Genomic DNA, 16,847 nt, shown 5'->3' on the forward strand with positions numbered 1-16,847 from the left:
ATACTATATTTAAAATTTAAATTTCATTTTAAAGAAGTATGCCATACGCTTAAAATGTATTATTTCACATTATAAGTAAAATGCGATTGTTTTCATCGCCGACATGAGTGTACATCGTTGACTTGTCCATGATTTTGTTTTACTTTTAAAGTATTACTCATATTTTCCAGTTCCATCATACAAAGACCGTTCCAGAAGCCCAAAACCTGCAAGCTTCTGAAACAGTCTAGTAAAATAGCGTATTTATAAACTAAAGACCGTTAGATGATCCGATAGCCGGATGGCAGTCTGCCAGTACTGCGGATATTACGGATTTGCTGCAACGTCAAACGTTGATTGGTAGAGATAATAGATTCCACATCATTCCCGCGAATCAGATCATCCAGGTCGGCGATGCTGCGATTGCCTCTATACACACGGAAGTTACCTCTAAACCGCGTGCCAGTAAAGAGTACAAGTGTAGCATTGCTGCTGGTAGAAAAGAAACGCAGACTTTCGATGCCGTCGAGAATATTATCGGTGTTGCGGATACCTAGGTTTCCTCTGAATACTCTGCTAGAACCCCGAAAATTTTCTTCATTGTAGACTGTAAGGCGTGGATACGTTTGAGATACGTATGCTTTATTAGTCATGTTGTAAATTCCTCCTTTCAACTCTAGCATATGCTTCCCTATTCAATTGGCGCGGGCCTCACAGCATTCATCTAAAAATGGTTATGTGTTGAATAGAGTAGACGCAGACTTGAAAAAAGAACATACGTTCTGTATAATTTATCTTAGTAATTTGGAAAATCCTGAACTAACGGAGATGCAGACATGGACGATAAATTTATTGAGGAACTACGTGAAATTAGCAGGAACGACAAGCGAAGATCCGAATTTCTCATTAAAGGGATGAAGGAAACGCTTCAGGAAAGAAAAGAAAAAAACTTTATCGAAAGATGGATTTGGCGACAAAAAAATAAGAAGCTCATAGCACGAAAGTTTAAATCCTAGTAGATATAACAGCAGCTCTTTGTAGCAGTTTAATTTTCATAGCATATACAAGTACATTAGATCAAACCTCATTTTATAGGGAGGCAAAGCCATGATTGAGCAGCTAGTCCCATTCGATGATCTATTAAATCACAATCCATTTTTGATTGATGAGGTTCGATATAATTTGCTTCATCGAATATGTGAGTCAGAAGAATCAACATGCCTTAAAACGTCTGATGGAAATATGATTTTCGCTCAATCACCCGGACATAAGGCTTGGCTATGGATTTCGCAGCAAATCATCGGCAACCATAAGTTAACCTATATCGAAGAGCTCTTACATTATTTAGAGGGAACCAACCTATCAGGTGTATGTGGTGATGTCGAAATAGCCGAGAATTTCGCACATGCTTACGCCGAGCGGCATACTGCTCAGGTACATACTCATATGGTTATGGAATCTTATTTCTGTCCTGAATACAACAAACCTTCCGGCGTTGAGGGGAACATACGACAAGCCACTTCAGAGGACATACAGGTAGTTGCCCAGCTTCTAGCTGGTTTTTCAAAAGATGCTTTAGACCGTTCAGTTGATCCGACTAGTCAAATGTCAGCTGCGAAGGCAGCGATCGAGACAGGGAATTTATATCTTTGGATTGTAAATAGTATGCCCGTGTCCATGGCTAACATTGCTCATCGTTCTCCAAGGCATGGCCGTATTAATGCTGTTTTTACTCCCCCTACCTGGCGAAAAAAAGGTTGTGCCAGCGCAATTGTATCGGGGTTATGTTCCATTTTAAAAAATGAGCAGCTAACCCCCATGCTTTACGCAGATGTAAAAAATTCAGTTTCCAATCAAGTTTATAAAAATATCGGTTTTAAAGAAGGCGGCAAAATTACTGATATTGCGTTTGGATAGACCCTCCTGCTGTCAGAGAGCATATGATTGCTCATTCAAAACAAACAAGCCCAGCGATGCCATCTACCGCTGAGCTCATTTTTCTATAATTCTTTATTCTGTTACACCCAATTCCGTGTGAACCGAAGATCTTCGTGAAAGTAAATATACAGCTACCATGGCGATAGCGACACCAGCTGCTCCAAACCAAGGGATGGAGGCCAGCGAAACCTGACCAACAACTACACCGCCAATTCCGGCACCGGCTGCCATAGCAAGCTGCATGGTAGACTGGTTGAGACTCAGCATCACACCGGAAGATTCCGGTACGAGAGTGACCAAGTTATATTGTTGAGTAGGTCCGGTTGTCCAGGCTGCGAACGACCATAGAATCAATAAAGCAAATACTGCCATCAAAGAATGAGCGGCAAAAGGAAGTAAGAGTAAGGAAATACCGTGCAACATCATGCCCCCTAATAATGTAAAGGGTATGCCCTTTTTATCCGCACTGTATCCACCAATTTTTGACCCGATTAGACTGGCAATTCCGAAGGCAAGTAATACTGAGCTTAGCATATCCTCTCCTACACCTGATACATTCAGCAAGTACGGTGAGATGTAAGTATACGCGAGTGAATAACCTCCTAGCCAAAAAAAGGTAATGCCTAATCCCAAGGCAACTTCAGGCTTTTTCAGAAGTGCAAACTGCTGCAGTAAAGGGATCGGTTGATCTCCTTTCAAGCGAGGGATTGTCATAGCGATAACGATCAAGGCAATAATCCCCGCTAAAGCGATGCCGAGAAATACGGTTTTCCAGCCATATGCAGAAGAGATCATTCTCCCAAGCGGCACACCTATAATCAGCGAGGCTGTAAAACCCATAGTGACTGTAGCAATAGAACTGGCCTGCTTGCCAACTGGGGCTATTTTTGCAGCAATGCTCAGTGCAGTAACCACGACCATCCCCGCCCCGAGAGCCATCAGAATACGTGCGGCAATAAACATACCAAAACCAGGCAAGACAAAGGAGAGCATATTGGCTACTGCAAATAATCCTAAGGAACTCAAGAGCAGGTTGCGTCTGTCCCATTTAGCGGTTACTGCCATCAGAATCGGCGTGCCTATCGCGTAAGCAAGAGAAAAGACGGTAATCAGCTGGCCCGCTGCGGACACCGTAATCCCCATGGTTGTCGCAATCTGATCCAAAATACCTGAGATAATGTACTCAGATGTACCTACCAAAAAACTGACAATGGCCAAAATGTACACCTTCCACGTGCTCTGCATTTTAAAAAACGCCTCTTTTCTTTTAGTATTTTTATATTTTTGTATTTTTACAAATATCGAAATTAAGACTAAAAAAAATTATGTCAACAGGAACGGGGCATATTTCTGTGCTGCTTCCACATCCAAGCTGTAATAAATAAACGTCCCCTCTTTGCGGTATGTGAGCAGTCCCGATTCTGCCATTTGCTTCAAATGGTGTGATAGCGTTGAAATCGCTACACTGTTCAGCTTCTCGCCCAGTACAGAGCAGCATTGATCACTTTCCTCTTTTAGCAGAAGTGCTATCTTGAGACGAGTCGGTTCTCCAAGTGCTTTATATATTTTTACAGCTTGCTGCATCTCTGTTGTCTCTTTCACCCTGTTCGTCTCCCTTCGGTTCCAGTCTTAATTTCGATGTTTGTCGAAATTAACTTAACACAAACATTGGTAAAAGTAAACCCGATTATGTTAAAGTCGCATCTTTTTGGGACTCTATAGTGTGAATAATGGTCTTCCTCATCTTATAATAAAAATAATCCCCCATCGGCAAAGAAGGATAGGGGACAAAACAATCTGAATGCAGAGATGGAGCCACGGATTTTATTGCATGGAGTTAATTCGTGCTTGCCGTGGGTCTGACAATGATTTCATTCACATCTACATCCGCAGGCTGCTCCATGGCATACACAATGGAACGAGCAATGGCATCCGGCGAAATCGAAATACGGCGGTATTCTTTCATTCCCTGCCGAGCCTCTTCATCTGAAATACTGTCGGCAAGCTCGGATTCGGTTATTCCCGGTGATACCAGCGTTACACGAATATCCCCACCAACCTCCATACGCAACCCCTCAGAAATCGCCCGAACTGCATACTTCGTTGCGCAGTATACTGCTGCAGTCGGCGTTACACTATACGCGCCAATAGAAGCAATATTGATAAACTGACCAAATCCTTGTTTTTTCATGATGGGAAGCCCTGCCGCGATCCCATGCAGAACGCCTCGTATATTAACATCAATCATGCGGTCCCATTCTTCTACTTTCAGGGCTTCCAATTTTGAAAGAGGCATCACTCCTGCATTGTTCACAATGACATCCACACGTCCAAACCGTTTTTCAGCGTACTTAATGAACGCTTCCATCTGCTCCCTTTGGGTCACATCCAGTTGCATATAATCAGCCGATCCCCCTTTTGAACGAATTTCGGAGGTAAGAACCTCCAGTCGTTCTGTGCGTCTGGCTCCTAATACAACATGAGCCCCATGTTGAGCAAGTAAACGAGCAGTAGCTTCACCGATTCCACTGCTTGCTCCTGTAATAGCTGCAACTTTCCCTTTAATATCTAACATGCTTATTCCTCCTTTAGTTAAGAAATTATTGAAGTAGAATGCTGTTTTCCTTTTCCTTTTACTTTTTCACTTGTCCATTGGGCATTGTTTCTATATCTTTATTATGAGACGATGGTGCTTGGAACTGGTAGAAGAATCAGAGCAAATTATTGCCTAATCCTCCAGAGGTTCATTAGAAGGGATGTGTCATGATGGAGGCAACTAATATAGAGGATTTCACGATGAAAAAACAAACCGAATTGCCCATTCTCATAGAAAAATTTACAAGTCACGACGGAGTTCACGCTACAGATATCCCTTCACTTCACTTCGTCCGAAGTTCGACTACCACCGTTCCAATTTATCAGGTCCATGAACCCGCCTTATGCATTGTGGCTCAGGGAAAAAAAGTCGTGATACTCGCAGAGGAAAGTTACTATTACGGCACATCCGACTACCTTGTGGTTTCGGTAGATTTACCAATTTCCGGGCAGGTGATACAAGCCTCAGCAGAAGCCCCGTATTTGTGCTTCCGGCTCAATTTTGATCCGTATCAGGTTTTGGATCTCATCAAGGAGTCTACTTTTCCTACTACCTCAATACCTGATTCCAGGCGAGGCTTGTATGTAAGTCAAACCAACTCCCTACTGTTGGATGCCGTGGTAAGGCTCGTACGTCTTTTGGAAAGACCGCAGGATATTCCGGTGTTGGCTCCATTAGTTATACGTGAGATATTGTATAGGATTTTACAGGGGAAGCAGGGAGAGTCCTTAAAACAACTGGTCATGACTGGTAGCCATTCAAACCGGATCGCAGAAGTCATAAAGCGAATTAAACAAGATTATGATAAGCCGTTGCGAATTGATGAATTGTCCCAACTGGCTAATATGAGTCCTTCGTCGCTACATCGTCATTTTAAAGAGGTTACAGCTATGAGCCCAATGCAATATCAAAAACAATTACGTCTGCAAGAGGCCCGTCGCCTGTTGTTATCTGAATCAGCAGATGCGGCAGATGTCGGTTTTCAGGTAGGCTACGAAAGTCCCTCTCAATTCAGTCGTGAATACGCTCGCTTGTTCGGCCTCCCTCCAATTCGTGACATCAAGCGCTTGCGTGTAGATCAGGATCACCTCCAATCATAATCGCAGGATGTACAAACAGCACAAAAAAGCTGCCTCGGGTAGAGAAGCAGCTTTTCATTTTATATACTTCTAGGCAAAGCTCATCACTCATTCAGCATCAGTACGGATTATCCAGCTTGGCGAACAGAGCACGAATAACATCCTTCTCTGCCGTAGTAAGCTGTTGTCCTGCCTGCCATTGTTGAATCTCTTTCTTGACTTCCTTCGGGTCTCTATAGCTGAGAGCATACCCGATGCCCCCTATACCTTGTACGCGGTTGGTTTTGTCCATATCTGCCAATGCTCGGATCATCGTAGTTTTGTCCCTTGTAAACAAATCTTCCATAAGATTATCGTATTCTTCAGTTAGCGCTCCATCCAAGCCAGCAGTGCCCTTGATCACATTCGGGAAACTTTCCGAAGGAACCAAAGCGCGCTGTTTATAGAGATAATCAATGATTTCCATGCTTTGATGTTCACTAATTTCGTTCATCTTCCCCCAATGGATACCTGCCAAATGGTCCGTAATATGACGTACTTTTGCTTCATCACTGAGGGATGAATCCTTATAAAAGGACAGTACAAGTTCCTCTTTACTTTGCTGGGCATGCTGCGTACTGGTTGCACTGGCCGCACTTTGCTTGGGCTCCTCATTGCTTGCTCCAGACGGCGACGCAGGGTCAGCATGGGGAGTACATCCTAGGATTACAGCCAGCAATAATGTAGTACAAGCTCCAGAAACGAACACGCTACCTTTTGACATGAATCCACTCTCCTATCCATATCTATTACGCCTGCAGCCATTCATCCATGGTTATAACGGAATAGGGTTCAGAGCTAGACTTACTTTACTCGTCATGCCCAACCGTAGGCTTACGGATCACGGAGACGCTGGATTCCCTGACAATCAGGCGAGGCTCAAACTGTATACGCTCATAATCCCCCACGGTCTGTTCCTGAATTCGCTTAAGCAGCAGTTCCGCAGCCAGGCGTGCCACCTCTTCCCCCATGATAGAAACTGAGCTGATCTGCGGGGTCGTTACCGTAGCCCACAAATTGTTATCAATACCGACCACTGCAACCTCTCGCGGTACTTTAACACCCAAATCCTTAAAGCGGTTTACGATTCCTATGGCCACCATATCATTAACTGCATAAATCGCATCCGGCATATTTTTCAAGCTGTAAAAATAATCGGCTGCCCGTAGCCCGGTCTCGAAGGAAAAGTCATCGCCAAAGTATACAAGCGAGGGGTCCACATGCTGGAGAGACTGCTCATAAGCAAAGTACCTCTCTTCGATTTTGTCCTTCGCCGCACCTGCATAAGCAATTCTCGTTCTTCCGATTTTAAGCAAATGCTCCATCACAAGTCTTCCCTCTTGCCGGGCCAGACTGACGATATCCGCTTTGACGTCTTCACCCAGCTTCTTGCCATAGTTAATAATAGACACGGGAACGTTCGCTTTGTTAATCAGATCAACCAACATTTTGGGATACGCCAGCGGCATAATGATGAGCCCGTCTACATGCAGCTTCTTAACCTCACGCACCGTTTCAAGCTCCATCCTGGCATTCCCGGCCGTATTGATCTGCACGACACGATAACCGTGCTGCTTGGCGGCCTGTTCTACGGACCAAGCAATCTCTGGAATGATCGCGTTACGGATATCCGGTACAGCCAGCGCAATTTGGCGTGTCTGCCGCACCTTTAGACTCTGAGCTGAAGTGTTAGGCGTAAAGCCCATTTCTTCAATCACTTGCAAAATAAATGCCTTCGTCTTGGGGCTGATGCCCTCGCTATCGTTAATAGCCCTGGAGACAGTCGCAATACCGACCCCTGCCCGCTTGGCTACATCCTCTATGGTTACTTTCTTTTGCTCTGACACACCCAAAATCCTTTCACGCTCGGAATCGTTTTCTCTCTATGAACATAAACTCTCTAATATAGATATTATACCACAGAATGGGTCTCTAAAAATTGAATTCGTTTTCTTCTAGTCTCTTCCTCGCCTGAATAATTCGTAAAAACTCTTTTGTATAGAGCAGTAAGTCAAATATAGCGCCATAGTCACAAGTGATTATATTCACAAAAAAATCAAGTGCTTTTTGCATTAATTTGGTTTGACAATGTGTAAAAATTGTGACATATTATTTTTCGGAAACGTTTCCTTATTCATTCACTTTTATAGCGGCAATGATCATATATTCATCAAGGAGATGACAAGACATGCAAGCATTGAGATGGCATGGAGTAAAAGATTTACGTTTAGAGAACATTGAGCAACCCGCTGCTCTTCCAGGAAAAGTAAAAATCAAAGTAGAATGGTGTGGCATTTGCGGAAGCGATCTTCACGAATATGTAGCAGGACCGATCTTCATTCCTGAAAACGCTCAGCATCCACTGACTGGCGAAAAAGCTCCGATTGTGATGGGACATGAATTTTCTGGACAAGTCGTTGAAATCGGTGAAGGTGTAACTAAAATTCAGGTTGGCGACCGTGTAGTCGTAGAACCGGTTTTTGCATGTGGAGAATGTGATGCATGTAGACAAGGCAAATATAACCTTTGCGATAAAATGGGCTTCCTCGGTTTGGCAGGCGGCGGCGGTGGATTTTCTGAATATGTCGCAGCTGACGAGCACATGGTTCACAAAATTCCAGAAAGCGTATCTTTCGAGCAAGGCGCTTTGGTAGAGCCTTCGGCCGTTGCTTTGTATGCTGTACGTCAAAGCCAACTGAAAGTCGGCGACAAAGCTGTCGTGTTTGGCGCTGGTCCTATCGGATTGCTGGTTATTGAAGCGTTGAAAGCTTCGGGCGCATCTGAGATTTATGCAGTAGAGCTTTCCGAGGAGCGTAAAGCTAAAGCTGAAGAGCTGGGTGCTATTGTGCTTGATCCTAAAACTTATGATGTTGTGGAAGAACTGCACAAACGGACCAACGGTGGCGTAGATGTAGCCTATGAAGTCACTGGAGTACCTCCTGTGCTGACTCAAGCTATTGAATCCACTAAAATTAGCGGACAAATCATGATCGTCAGCATTTTTGAAAAAGAAGCTCCAATCAAACCGAACAATATCGTTATGAAGGAACGCAATCTGACTGGTATTATCGGCTACCGTGATGTATTCCCGGCTGTCATCAGCTTGATGGAAAAAGGATATTTCCCTGCTGACAAGCTTGTGACCAAACGTATTAAGCTCGAAGAAGTAATCGAGCAAGGTTTTGAAGGTCTCCTGAAAGAAAAAAATCAGGTTAAAATCCTGGTATCTCCGAAAGCCTAATATCGAAAAAAACAGATGTCTGCCCTGTGCAGGCATCTTTTATTATAAAACCAGGTTGCACGGCAAGCGTCCATGTAAATGAAAAGACAAAACAGCGCTCTCCTACTATGGTCTCTGCCGTGAAGTAAGAATAGCGCTGTTTTATTATAATCTAGATGATTGAGTTACATTATTTCATTACATTTTTCAGAACATCATCAATCATTTGACTGTTTGCAATTGTACCTGTATACAACCAGCTGGAATCCTTACCAAAATCGTATACGTGCCCTTCTTTAACTGCCGGAATTCCTGCCCAGACTGGATCTTTAATAATCTCATCCTTGCTCACATTTTTGCTATTCACGATAAAGATATAATCAGCGTCCAGCTCAGCCAGTTTTTCCAGGGATAAGTTACTCCAGTTCGCCTTGGCTGTTTTGGAAATCTCCTGTACGACCTGTGGAATCTTAAATCCCAAATCCTTGTACAATACATCACCGCTGGATAGATTCTGGTTCACCACATATACGTTTTTATCCGTTACCCACAATGCCGCAGCGGTTTTTTGTCCTACCTTCTGACTTAGCTTGGCTTTCGCTTCTGCTGCTTTTTTGTCGTACTCGCTCAATGCCTGCTTCGCTTCACTGCTCTTATTCAGCACCTCACCCACGGTCAGCAGCTCTTGGCGCCAATCATTATTCATATTACTGCCTACAACATAGGTCGGAGCAATTTTGGAGTATTGATCATATTTGTCACCTTCGACCATACTCGCACTGTCCATAATGATCAGATCAGGTTTGAAGTTCAGAACCGCCTCGAACGGAAGATCTGAAGCGATGGCAGGAACATCCTTCAATTCTTTTTGCAGGTAAGCTTGAACTGAATTTTTACCTACCGACCATTGGGCTACCGGTTTAACACCCAACGCTACCAGATGATCCTCAAGATAAGAAGCGAGCACACGCTGAGGCTGAGCCGGAACCTTGACCTCATGCCCAAGTGCATCCTTCAGCACCCTTTCCTGTGATGTTGGTTCCGCTGATGTATTATTGTTCCCTTGCGAAGCGCCATCGGTTGCCGCAGGACTGGATGAGTCTGAGCATGCGCTCAGCAGCAGGGTAAAACTAAGCAATAAAATAAATGCCATGGAATGCTTTGCGTTTCTATTCATTCGTAAAATCCCTTCATCATGATTTTGATAATGATTATTATCCTCAATAACAGTATGCAGGGCGCCACTTTTCGAATCAATGGAACATTCAGACATGCTTGATGGATTATCCAGACGCATATCACTAACAAAAGCAGATGAATATAAGCTGTCCCGATAATGAACCGGGGATACACCAGTATGTTTTTTGAATGCCCGGCTAAAGAAATACACATCCGGATACCCCACACTCACAGCAATATCCTGTAAAGTGGCATCCGTCTTGCGCAAAAGCTCCTTCGCCTTGTCCATCCGTAGTTGAATCAGATACATAATCGGGCTACAGTCTGTTTGTTTTTTAAATAATCGGGTCAGGTGTCGCGGACTGCATTCCAATAATCCGGCCAGACGTTCCAGCGTGATGGACTCCGCATAATGAGCCTGCATAAATCGAATCGCCTGTGCCACGACATCCCGCGTGGAAGTCGGAGCCTGCGGCTCCTGCCATTGGCGCATACATTCATATGCAAAATCATAGAACCGACCCTGAGCCTGAATCTTCGATAACGCCTCTTGATCCTGCCAGGCGTCCGCCAGTAGTTGCAGCTTTTGATATAGTATAACCGGATAGGACGGTATGAAACCATAAGCTATCGAAGGATGATGATACACCGTGTTTCCCGAAAAAGAGTTTGCTTTATATAGTACAAGAATATATTCGATTCCGCATGGCGAGGCATTTATATTCAGTTCAAAGCCTTTGCTGCCATGCAGTACATAACCTGAATGGGGTGCATCCTTCCAATCACCAGCCAAGCGTACGCTACCTTGTAGCATAAACACAAAAGCATGCGCTGGGAGACGATAGGGTTGAGCCAGCTCTTCCGCTTCCAGTCGAATGTGCCGGACATCCATGACACGGATCGACGAATGAAGCCATACAGACAGCAGCTTGTTCAGCTCATCAGCTTCATGCCCCTTGCTCATCCCGGTATGGGAACCTGTCTGCTTTTGCCGATCCTGCTTCACGTATCCAAGCCTCCGCTTCTTAAATATCATACTTTTTTTCAAACCAACCTCATTATATATCATAAAGACAGAATGATATCATAATACAACAATCGTCAACGATATCATTCTGCCTCTGTTCACCAGTTTGTTCCCTATCTATGTCATTCTTCCTACCAGATCCTATTTCTTTCATTTCCTAATTGGATATTTTCATGTAGTATAAGTCTAATTGAAGTAACCCTGCTTGGGCTATGCTGAAGCTATACACTATGATGAAGGAGGATTTCATATTGAAATCAAATGAAGCAACTTTACACAAAAAGCTTCGACCACGGCATATTACCTTTATGGCTATGGGTGGAGTCATCGGGACGGGTATTTTTAAAGGAAGTACCGAAACGATTAGCTTGGCAGGACCTGGAGTTATTTTGTCCTATGTCTTTGCAGGACTCCTGCTCCTGGTCGTTATGGGAGCGATTGCTGAGATGGCGACGGTCTACCCCAACATGAATATGAAGGATTTTATTCGCAAGGCTTTTGGAGAGCGACTTTCTTTTATTATCGGCTGGTTGTATTGCTTCATGTGGCTGGCCGTCTGTGTTATTGAGGTCATTGCTGCTGGAAGCTTTCTGCAATATTGGTTGCCAGATGTTCCTCTATGGCTCCTCAGTTTAGCAAGTGCGGCTTTCATTATTGTCGTCAACATGCTGAGTGTCGGCGGTTTAGGGGAGCTGGAATTTTGGTTGGCGGGTATTAAGATCGCCATGATTATTATCTTTATCGCCTTGGGTGGCTGTATACTATTCGGAATTATTCCCACTGAAACTCCACCTTATCTGAGCAACTACGCGCAGCACGGCGGGTTTCTCCCCAATGGCTGGCTGGCTATCTTTTCGGCGTTGCTGGTCGTTACCTTTTCTTACGGAGGGTCTGAGCTGATCGGATTGACGTTGACGGAGACTGAAAATCCAGAAAAGGTACTGCCTAAAGTGGTTAAAAGTTTTATTCTTCGCGTTGTTTTGTTCTATACGCTGCCAATTCTCATTATTTGTGGCTTGATTCCCTGGAACCAATTGGATGCAAGTACCAGCCCGTTTGTCCAGGTATTGTCTTCTGTAGGGCTTCAAGGCTCAGCTCATGTCATGAATTTTATTCTGATCACTGCTGTACTGTCTGCCGCCAATTCGGGAATTTACGGGGCTACACGCATGCTCCATTCGCTGGCGATTAATGGAGAAGGTCCCAAGTCACTCGCGCGCCTGTCTTCAAATGGAGTTCCGGTGAACAGTCTCAAACTGTGCGCAGTCATCCTGATTGTTGGCTCCATGGTCGCATACGTCGCTCAGGACGGGCTGTTCCGTATTTTGATGGCTGTACCTGGCTTTGTCGTGCTGCTTGTCTGGAGCTGTATCTGCCTGTCCCAATTGAAACTGCGCAAATCTTATCCAGTAGAGCCTACTTTCAAGATATGGGGATATCCTTATATAACGGCGGTAACAGTGGGATGCCTATGGGTCATTGCCTTCCTGTTCTTGATTGACCCGCAAAATCGGATCAGCATCAGTGTATGCGTGGCTTTTATGGCATTTTTAATCATCTGGTCTTTGGTGAAGTTCCGGAGAAAGCAGGCTTAAACAGCTCATGATTCAATCGTATCTGTTTCCAGTTTCATATGCTTTTCTAGCCTTCCCTGTTGCTGCGTTACTGTTTACACTACCATTTCTCATCGTGCAATATCGCAGACATGGCTATATTCACAAGGCTAGAGCGTGGTTGCTTTACTTGATGCTGTTATACTTGATGAACGCCTTCTTTTTGGTCATACTACCGCTTCCAGCATCGCGTCATAATGCAGCCTTGGCCGGGGGAGCGTTGCAATTAATGCCCTTGCAGTTCGTGCAAGACATTATAAGAGAAACATCCGTTTCACCTGCTCATCCCTCCAGTTATGTTCATTTGCTGAAGGAGCGTGCTTTTCTGCAAGTGGTTTTTAACGTGATGATGACCATGCCTTTCGGTATGTTCTTACGTTATTATTTCCGTGCACGATGGAGATGGTGTCTCATTCTGTCCTTCACCTTGTCCCTCTTCTTTGAGGTGACACAGTTGACAGGATTGTATGGATTTTTTGACCATGCGTATCGTGTGTTTGACGTGGATGATCTGATGGCTAACACATTGGGCGGTATGCTGGGCTTTCTGCTCGGCGAATGGTTCTCACGCTTCCTTCCCCGTTTGGAACATCTGGACAAGCACTTGGACATTACGACCAAACGGGTGTCCTATACGAGACGAGGAGTAGCCTATTTAGTGGATTCTATCCTTTGGGCGGGGTTGCTCAGCATTATGGAGTCCATGCATGTATCTGCTGCTTTCTGGGTTTCCAGTGGAATTTACTTTATGGTGGTTCCTTACCTGACGAATGGACGAACTCCGGGGAAGTGGCTGGTACGCATTCATCTTACAGGGAGAGGAAAAAGAGTTTCCCTGTGGGAGCTCATGAAGCGCTACAGTCTCTTGTATTGGTTGTATTTTGGACTGAATTACGTACTAGGTGGATCTGTACTGGGATCTCATCTGTCTCCTTGGATAAGTGTTCTGATCAGCCTTGTGCTGTTGGTGATGAACGGATGGTTCTTTTTCCATCTAGTCATACGCCTATTCAAGAAAGGCCTGTTATTTTATGAGGAGCTTAGCCATACTTCGCACCAGATTATATGGCCCAAGCGCTACCATCCTACTCAGAATGACATCGCTGACCCAACACAGACGTCGGGAGCGAATATAGTACAAAAATAACCAGAGGATCGACACGTCATCAAGCCCCGGATCTACATTGCATCCAGGCAAATAAAAAACAGGTGAGAGCAAAGGGATGTCCTTGCTCCACCTGTTTTTTTATGTTGCTTATATTTTATGTTGCGTATAGATGTTAACTCAACTTATTTCCACTGTGCAATTTGATCAATTGGTAGACGTGTGGACGGATGACCCTCGTTGATTCCTTTACCCATCGAAATGAGCATAACAGGGACATAACGGTCTTTGTCCATACCAAAGGCCTCAGCAATTTTATCCTTTTCATAACCGCCGATAGCATTAGTGTCGTACCCATGAGCACGTGCCACCAGCATAAGCTGCATAGACACCAATCCACCGTCAATCAGGACCGTTTCTCTGTTCACAACTGGATCAAGGGCAGCAAAATGGGCTGTTACCTTCTCCTGTTGCATTTCTTTAATGTCTTGTGGCATATAGCCCAGTTCTACAGCTTCTCCGAAGATTTGTTCGAAATTATCAAAGTTGTTCAGATCCCCAAACACAGCGATCACTGCCGAAGAGGTCTCCACTTGACGTTGGTTGAAACGAGCCAATGGCGCCAGGGTTGCTTTACCTTCTGGGCTATCAATAACAAGGAAACGCCAAGGTTGCAGATTAATGGAGGATGGTGCGCGTGTAGCTTCCGTTAGAATCTCTGTCATTTCCTCGCGGCTAATCTTCACGGACGGATCGTATACTTTTACCGAACGGCGTCCCAGTGCGATTTCCTTAAAATCATTCGTTTTTACAATATTGGATGTATTCGTATTACTCATTCCAATCTCTCCTTTGTTCCTCTGTGGGTAATCGTAATATGACAATGTTGTCAGTCCATACTGGATATATGACTATTCATCACTTGCAGCATATCGGCTAGCTGATGCCGCTGCGTCTCATCAAAGCTCTGTAGCAGCTGAGCTACAAACTGCGAGCGCTCCTGCTTAAAGATGACAATACGCGCACGTCCATAATCGGTCAGGCTTACCAAAGTAACCCTATTGTCCTCTGGCTTCGTGCGTCGTGTGACCATTTCAGCCGCCTCCAGTTGTTTCAAATGGCGCGTTACGGCCGCACCGTCGATGCCAATCTCTTTTTGCAGCAGCGTTTGGCTAATCTCCTCCACTTGATACAACTTGCATAACAACTGCAATCTGGATGCGCTGATCCCCGCACACCGCTCAAACTTGGAGCTAATCTGCTTGTTCAGCAGCAGCAGCATATCAAAAATATACTCAGCCTCGGATGGTGTCTGGGTGATATCAATCTCTCCTCCCTTTAGCATATCGCTGGGTCTCATGATCCAACCTTTGATCCATCAATTATTGATATATCAAGTAATATACATCCTCTTTAACAATAAATCAAGTCCCTGAGAGAAATAAAGTGCCTCATTCCAAATAAAAGCTGAGCGACTCCCACGGAGCCGCTCAGCTTCAAGTTTGCTTTTATTAGCTAGGTTATTAATCATTTTACAGTTGAGAAAAGGAATTGTGGCCTTGAGTTAAATAATCCCGTGAGACAGCATAGCATCAGCTACACGCACAAATCCGGCGATGTTCGCTCCGACCACCAGATTGCCGGGCACGCCGTATTCCTCAGCCGCCTTCACACTGTTAGCATAGATATTTTTCATAATATCATGCAGCTTGGCATCCACTTCCTCAAAGGTCCATGACAGACGCATGCTGTTCTGCGACATTTCGAGCGCCGAGACCGCTACTCCGCCTGCATTGGCAGCTTTGGCTGGTCCAAACAGAACTCTGTTCTCCAAAAACACTTCAATGGCCTGTAGCGAGGACGGCATATTCGCACCTTCACCTATAGCTTTTACGCCATTGCTTACCAGCAACTGCGCTGCATGCTCGTCAATTTCATTCTGTGTCGCACATGGCAATGCGATGTCGCATGGGATTGACCAGATTCCCGAGCAGCCTTCTGTATAGATTGCGCCTGGACGCTCTTTCGTATACTCGCTAATTCGCAGACGATTCACTTCTTTAAGCTGCTTCACCAGCTTGAGATCAATACCATCTGGATCATAAACATAACCATTCGAGTCGCTACATGCCACGACTGTAGCACCGAGTTGCTGGGCTTTTTCAATCGCATAAATGGATACGTTACCCGAGCCCGACACAACGACACGTTGTCCTTCAAAGGACAAACCTTGAGCTTGCAGCATCTCGTTTACAAAATACACACAACCGTAGCCAGTTGCTTCCGTACGTGTAAGACTACCTCCGTAATGAATCCCTTTACCCGTCAGGACGCCGCCTTCATGTCCTCCGCGAATCCGCTTGTATTGCCCGAACATGTATCCGATCTCACGGCCACCTACGCCAATATCCCCTGCCGGAACGTCAGCATCTGGGCCGATATATTTATACAGCTCCGTCATAAAGCTTTGTGTAAAACGCATCACTTCGTTATCTGATTTACCTTTGGGGTCAAAGTCCGAACCGCCTTTACCACCACCGATGGGAAGACCCGTCAACGCATTTTTGAAAATTTGTTCAAAACCCAAAAATTTGACGATACCCAGATACACGGACGGATGGAAACGGAGTCCACCTTTATAAGGACCAATCGCACTATTAAACTGTACGCGGAAGCCACGGTTGACCTGTACATTGCCTGCATCGTCTACCCAGGGTACACGGAAGGTAATGACACGCTCTGGCTCCACCAACCGTTCCAAAAGCCCCTGCTGCATATACTTAGGATGCTTAGCCAATACCGGAATTAGCGAATCCAAAATTTCCTTGACGGCCTGATGGAATTCATTCTCATGAGGATTGCGCGCGATAACCTTCTCAAAAACGGACTGTACATATTCGGCTGCTGCTTGTTGACTCTGCTCTGGACGGATCATGGTCATTATTTAATACACCCCTTTTATAATTAGCCCCTCTGTTAAATGACGGAATGGCTTTATTCTGCACCCTTGAGAGTGGAACTTTATGTATTGATAAAATTTAGTTAACTATACATGATTTTTTATATAAATAC

At 44.8% G+C, this 16,847-nt stretch carries 16 protein-coding genes; 6 read left to right on the forward strand and 10 right to left on the reverse strand.

What is annotated here, in order from left to right; genetic code table 11:
- Positions 1–260: 260 nt before the first annotated feature.
- Complete coding sequence (locus EGM68_RS18350) at positions 261–632, reverse strand: hypothetical protein (RefSeq protein WP_016821817.1); 372 nt, start codon at positions 630–632, stop codon at positions 261–263.
- 183 nt (positions 633–815) lie between these two features.
- Here EGM68_RS18350 and EGM68_RS18355 point away from each other — a divergent pair, with 183 nt between their 5' ends.
- Both EGM68_RS18355 and EGM68_RS18360 read left to right on the forward strand, forming a co-directional pair.
- Positions 816–995, forward strand: coding sequence for a hypothetical protein (locus tag EGM68_RS18355; RefSeq protein WP_013311365.1), 180 nt, complete (start codon positions 816–818; stop codon positions 993–995).
- A 91-nt stretch (positions 996–1,086) separates the two neighbouring features.
- Complete coding sequence (locus EGM68_RS18360) at positions 1,087–1,896, forward strand: GNAT family N-acetyltransferase (RefSeq protein WP_129549753.1); 810 nt, start codon at positions 1,087–1,089, stop codon at positions 1,894–1,896.
- A gap of 93 nt (positions 1,897–1,989) precedes the next feature.
- On the opposite strand, the gene EGM68_RS18370 is transcribed toward EGM68_RS18360, so the two are convergent.
- From EGM68_RS18370 to EGM68_RS18380, 3 genes are all read right to left on the reverse strand, one after another.
- Positions 1,990–3,162 (reverse strand): MFS transporter, encoded by a 1,173-nt coding sequence (locus EGM68_RS18370; RefSeq protein ID WP_016821819.1) that lies wholly within the window; start codon positions 3,160–3,162, stop codon positions 1,990–1,992.
- Between the two features lie 78 nt (positions 3,163–3,240).
- On the reverse strand, positions 3,241–3,519 hold the full coding sequence (locus EGM68_RS18375) for an ArsR/SmtB family transcription factor (protein ID WP_016821820.1): 279 nt from the start codon (positions 3,517–3,519) through the stop codon (positions 3,241–3,243).
- A 235-nt stretch (positions 3,520–3,754) separates the two neighbouring features.
- Positions 3,755–4,492 (reverse strand): SDR family oxidoreductase, encoded by a 738-nt coding sequence (locus EGM68_RS18380; RefSeq protein WP_129549754.1) that lies wholly within the window; start codon positions 4,490–4,492, stop codon positions 3,755–3,757.
- Positions 4,493–4,683: 191 nt separating this feature from the next.
- On the opposite strand from EGM68_RS18380, the gene EGM68_RS18385 reads away from it, so the two are divergent.
- Positions 4,684–5,613: an AraC family transcriptional regulator gene (locus tag EGM68_RS18385; RefSeq protein WP_129550342.1), complete on the forward strand. Its 930-nt coding sequence runs from the start codon at positions 4,684–4,686 to the stop codon at positions 5,611–5,613.
- A gap of 97 nt (positions 5,614–5,710) precedes the next feature.
- On the opposite strand, the gene EGM68_RS18390 is transcribed toward EGM68_RS18385, so the two are convergent.
- Both EGM68_RS18390 and EGM68_RS18395 read right to left on the reverse strand, forming a co-directional pair.
- Positions 5,711–6,355, reverse strand: coding sequence for a hypothetical protein (locus EGM68_RS18390; RefSeq protein WP_129549755.1), 645 nt, complete (start codon positions 6,353–6,355; stop codon positions 5,711–5,713).
- Positions 6,356–6,440: 85 nt separating this feature from the next.
- Entirely contained in the window at positions 6,441–7,478 is a 1,038-nt protein-coding gene (locus tag EGM68_RS18395) for a LacI family DNA-binding transcriptional regulator (protein ID WP_040103167.1), read from the reverse strand.
- Between the two features lie 341 nt (positions 7,479–7,819).
- Between EGM68_RS18395 and EGM68_RS18400 the strand changes: the two genes are divergently transcribed.
- On the forward strand, positions 7,820–8,872 hold the full coding sequence (locus tag EGM68_RS18400) for a 2,3-butanediol dehydrogenase (RefSeq protein WP_016821825.1): 1,053 nt from the start codon (positions 7,820–7,822) through the stop codon (positions 8,870–8,872).
- Between the two features lie 169 nt (positions 8,873–9,041).
- Here EGM68_RS18400 and EGM68_RS18405 read toward each other — a convergent pair whose 3' ends face one another.
- Positions 9,042–11,036 (reverse strand): AraC family transcriptional regulator, encoded by a 1,995-nt coding sequence (locus EGM68_RS18405; protein WP_080771898.1) that lies wholly within the window; start codon positions 11,034–11,036, stop codon positions 9,042–9,044.
- 272 nt (positions 11,037–11,308) lie between these two features.
- Between EGM68_RS18405 and EGM68_RS18410 the strand changes: the two genes are divergently transcribed.
- Together EGM68_RS18410 and EGM68_RS18415 are read left to right on the forward strand one after the other, a co-directional pair.
- Entirely contained in the window at positions 11,309–12,652 is a 1,344-nt protein-coding gene (locus EGM68_RS18410) for an amino acid permease (RefSeq protein ID WP_013372423.1), read from the forward strand.
- Positions 12,653–12,659: 7 nt separating this feature from the next.
- Entirely contained in the window at positions 12,660–13,817 is a 1,158-nt protein-coding gene (locus EGM68_RS18415; protein ID WP_040103166.1) for a VanZ family protein, read from the forward strand.
- A gap of 143 nt (positions 13,818–13,960) precedes the next feature.
- On the opposite strand, the gene EGM68_RS18420 is transcribed toward EGM68_RS18415, so the two are convergent.
- The 3 genes from EGM68_RS18420 to gdhA all read right to left on the reverse strand — a co-directional run bounded on the left by EGM68_RS18420 (position 13,961) and on the right by gdhA (position 16,716).
- Positions 13,961–14,614, reverse strand: a complete 654-nt coding sequence (locus EGM68_RS18420; RefSeq protein ID WP_025679299.1) for a nitroreductase family protein — start codon at positions 14,612–14,614, stop codon at positions 13,961–13,963.
- 50 nt (positions 14,615–14,664) lie between these two features.
- Positions 14,665–15,057 carry a MarR family winged helix-turn-helix transcriptional regulator gene (locus EGM68_RS18425; RefSeq protein ID WP_040103851.1) on the reverse strand — a complete coding sequence of 131 codons (393 nt, stop codon included), beginning with the start codon at positions 15,055–15,057 and terminating at the stop codon, positions 14,665–14,667.
- 282 nt (positions 15,058–15,339) lie between these two features.
- Entirely contained in the window at positions 15,340–16,716 is a 1,377-nt protein-coding gene (gdhA, locus tag EGM68_RS18430) for an NADP-specific glutamate dehydrogenase (RefSeq protein WP_016821831.1), read from the reverse strand.
- Between the last annotated feature and the right edge of the window lie 131 nt (positions 16,717–16,847).

The sequence above is a fragment of the Paenibacillus sp. M-152 genome, from assembly GCF_003856555.1.
GTDB lineage: Bacteria > Bacillota > Bacilli > Paenibacillales > Paenibacillaceae > Paenibacillus > Paenibacillus polymyxa_C.

Excerpts from the sequence above, each read along its gene's own strand:
- EGM68_RS18350 (WP_016821817.1), bottom strand. The coding sequence starts at position 632 with ATGACTAATAAAGCATACGTATCTCAAACGTATCCACGCCTTACAGTC.
- EGM68_RS18355 (WP_013311365.1), top strand. The coding sequence starts at position 816 with ATGGACGATAAATTTATTGAGGAACTACGTGAAATTAGCAGGAACGAC.
- EGM68_RS18360 (WP_129549753.1), top strand. The coding sequence starts at position 1,087 with ATGATTGAGCAGCTAGTCCCATTCGATGATCTATTAAATCACAATCCA.
- EGM68_RS18370 (WP_016821819.1), bottom strand. The coding sequence starts at position 3,162 with ATGCAGAGCACGTGGAAGGTGTACATTTTGGCCATTGTCAGTTTTTTG.
- EGM68_RS18380 (WP_129549754.1), bottom strand. The coding sequence starts at position 4,492 with ATGTTAGATATTAAAGGGAAAGTTGCAGCTATTACAGGAGCAAGCAGT.
- EGM68_RS18385 (WP_129550342.1), top strand. The coding sequence starts at position 4,684 with ATGGAGGCAACTAATATAGAGGATTTCACGATGAAAAAACAAACCGAA.
- EGM68_RS18390 (WP_129549755.1), bottom strand. The coding sequence starts at position 6,355 with ATGTCAAAAGGTAGCGTGTTCGTTTCTGGAGCTTGTACTACATTATTG.
- EGM68_RS18400 (WP_016821825.1), top strand. The coding sequence starts at position 7,820 with ATGCAAGCATTGAGATGGCATGGAGTAAAAGATTTACGTTTAGAGAAC.
- EGM68_RS18415 (WP_040103166.1), top strand. The coding sequence starts at position 12,660 with ATGATTCAATCGTATCTGTTTCCAGTTTCATATGCTTTTCTAGCCTTC.
- EGM68_RS18420 (WP_025679299.1), bottom strand. The coding sequence starts at position 14,614 with ATGAGTAATACGAATACATCCAATATTGTAAAAACGAATGATTTTAAG.
- EGM68_RS18425 (WP_040103851.1), bottom strand. The coding sequence starts at position 15,057 with ATGCTGCTGCTGCTGAACAAGCAGATTAGCTCCAAGTTTGAGCGGTGT.
- gdhA (WP_016821831.1), bottom strand. The coding sequence starts at position 16,716 with ATGACCATGATCCGTCCAGAGCAGAGTCAACAAGCAGCAGCCGAATAT.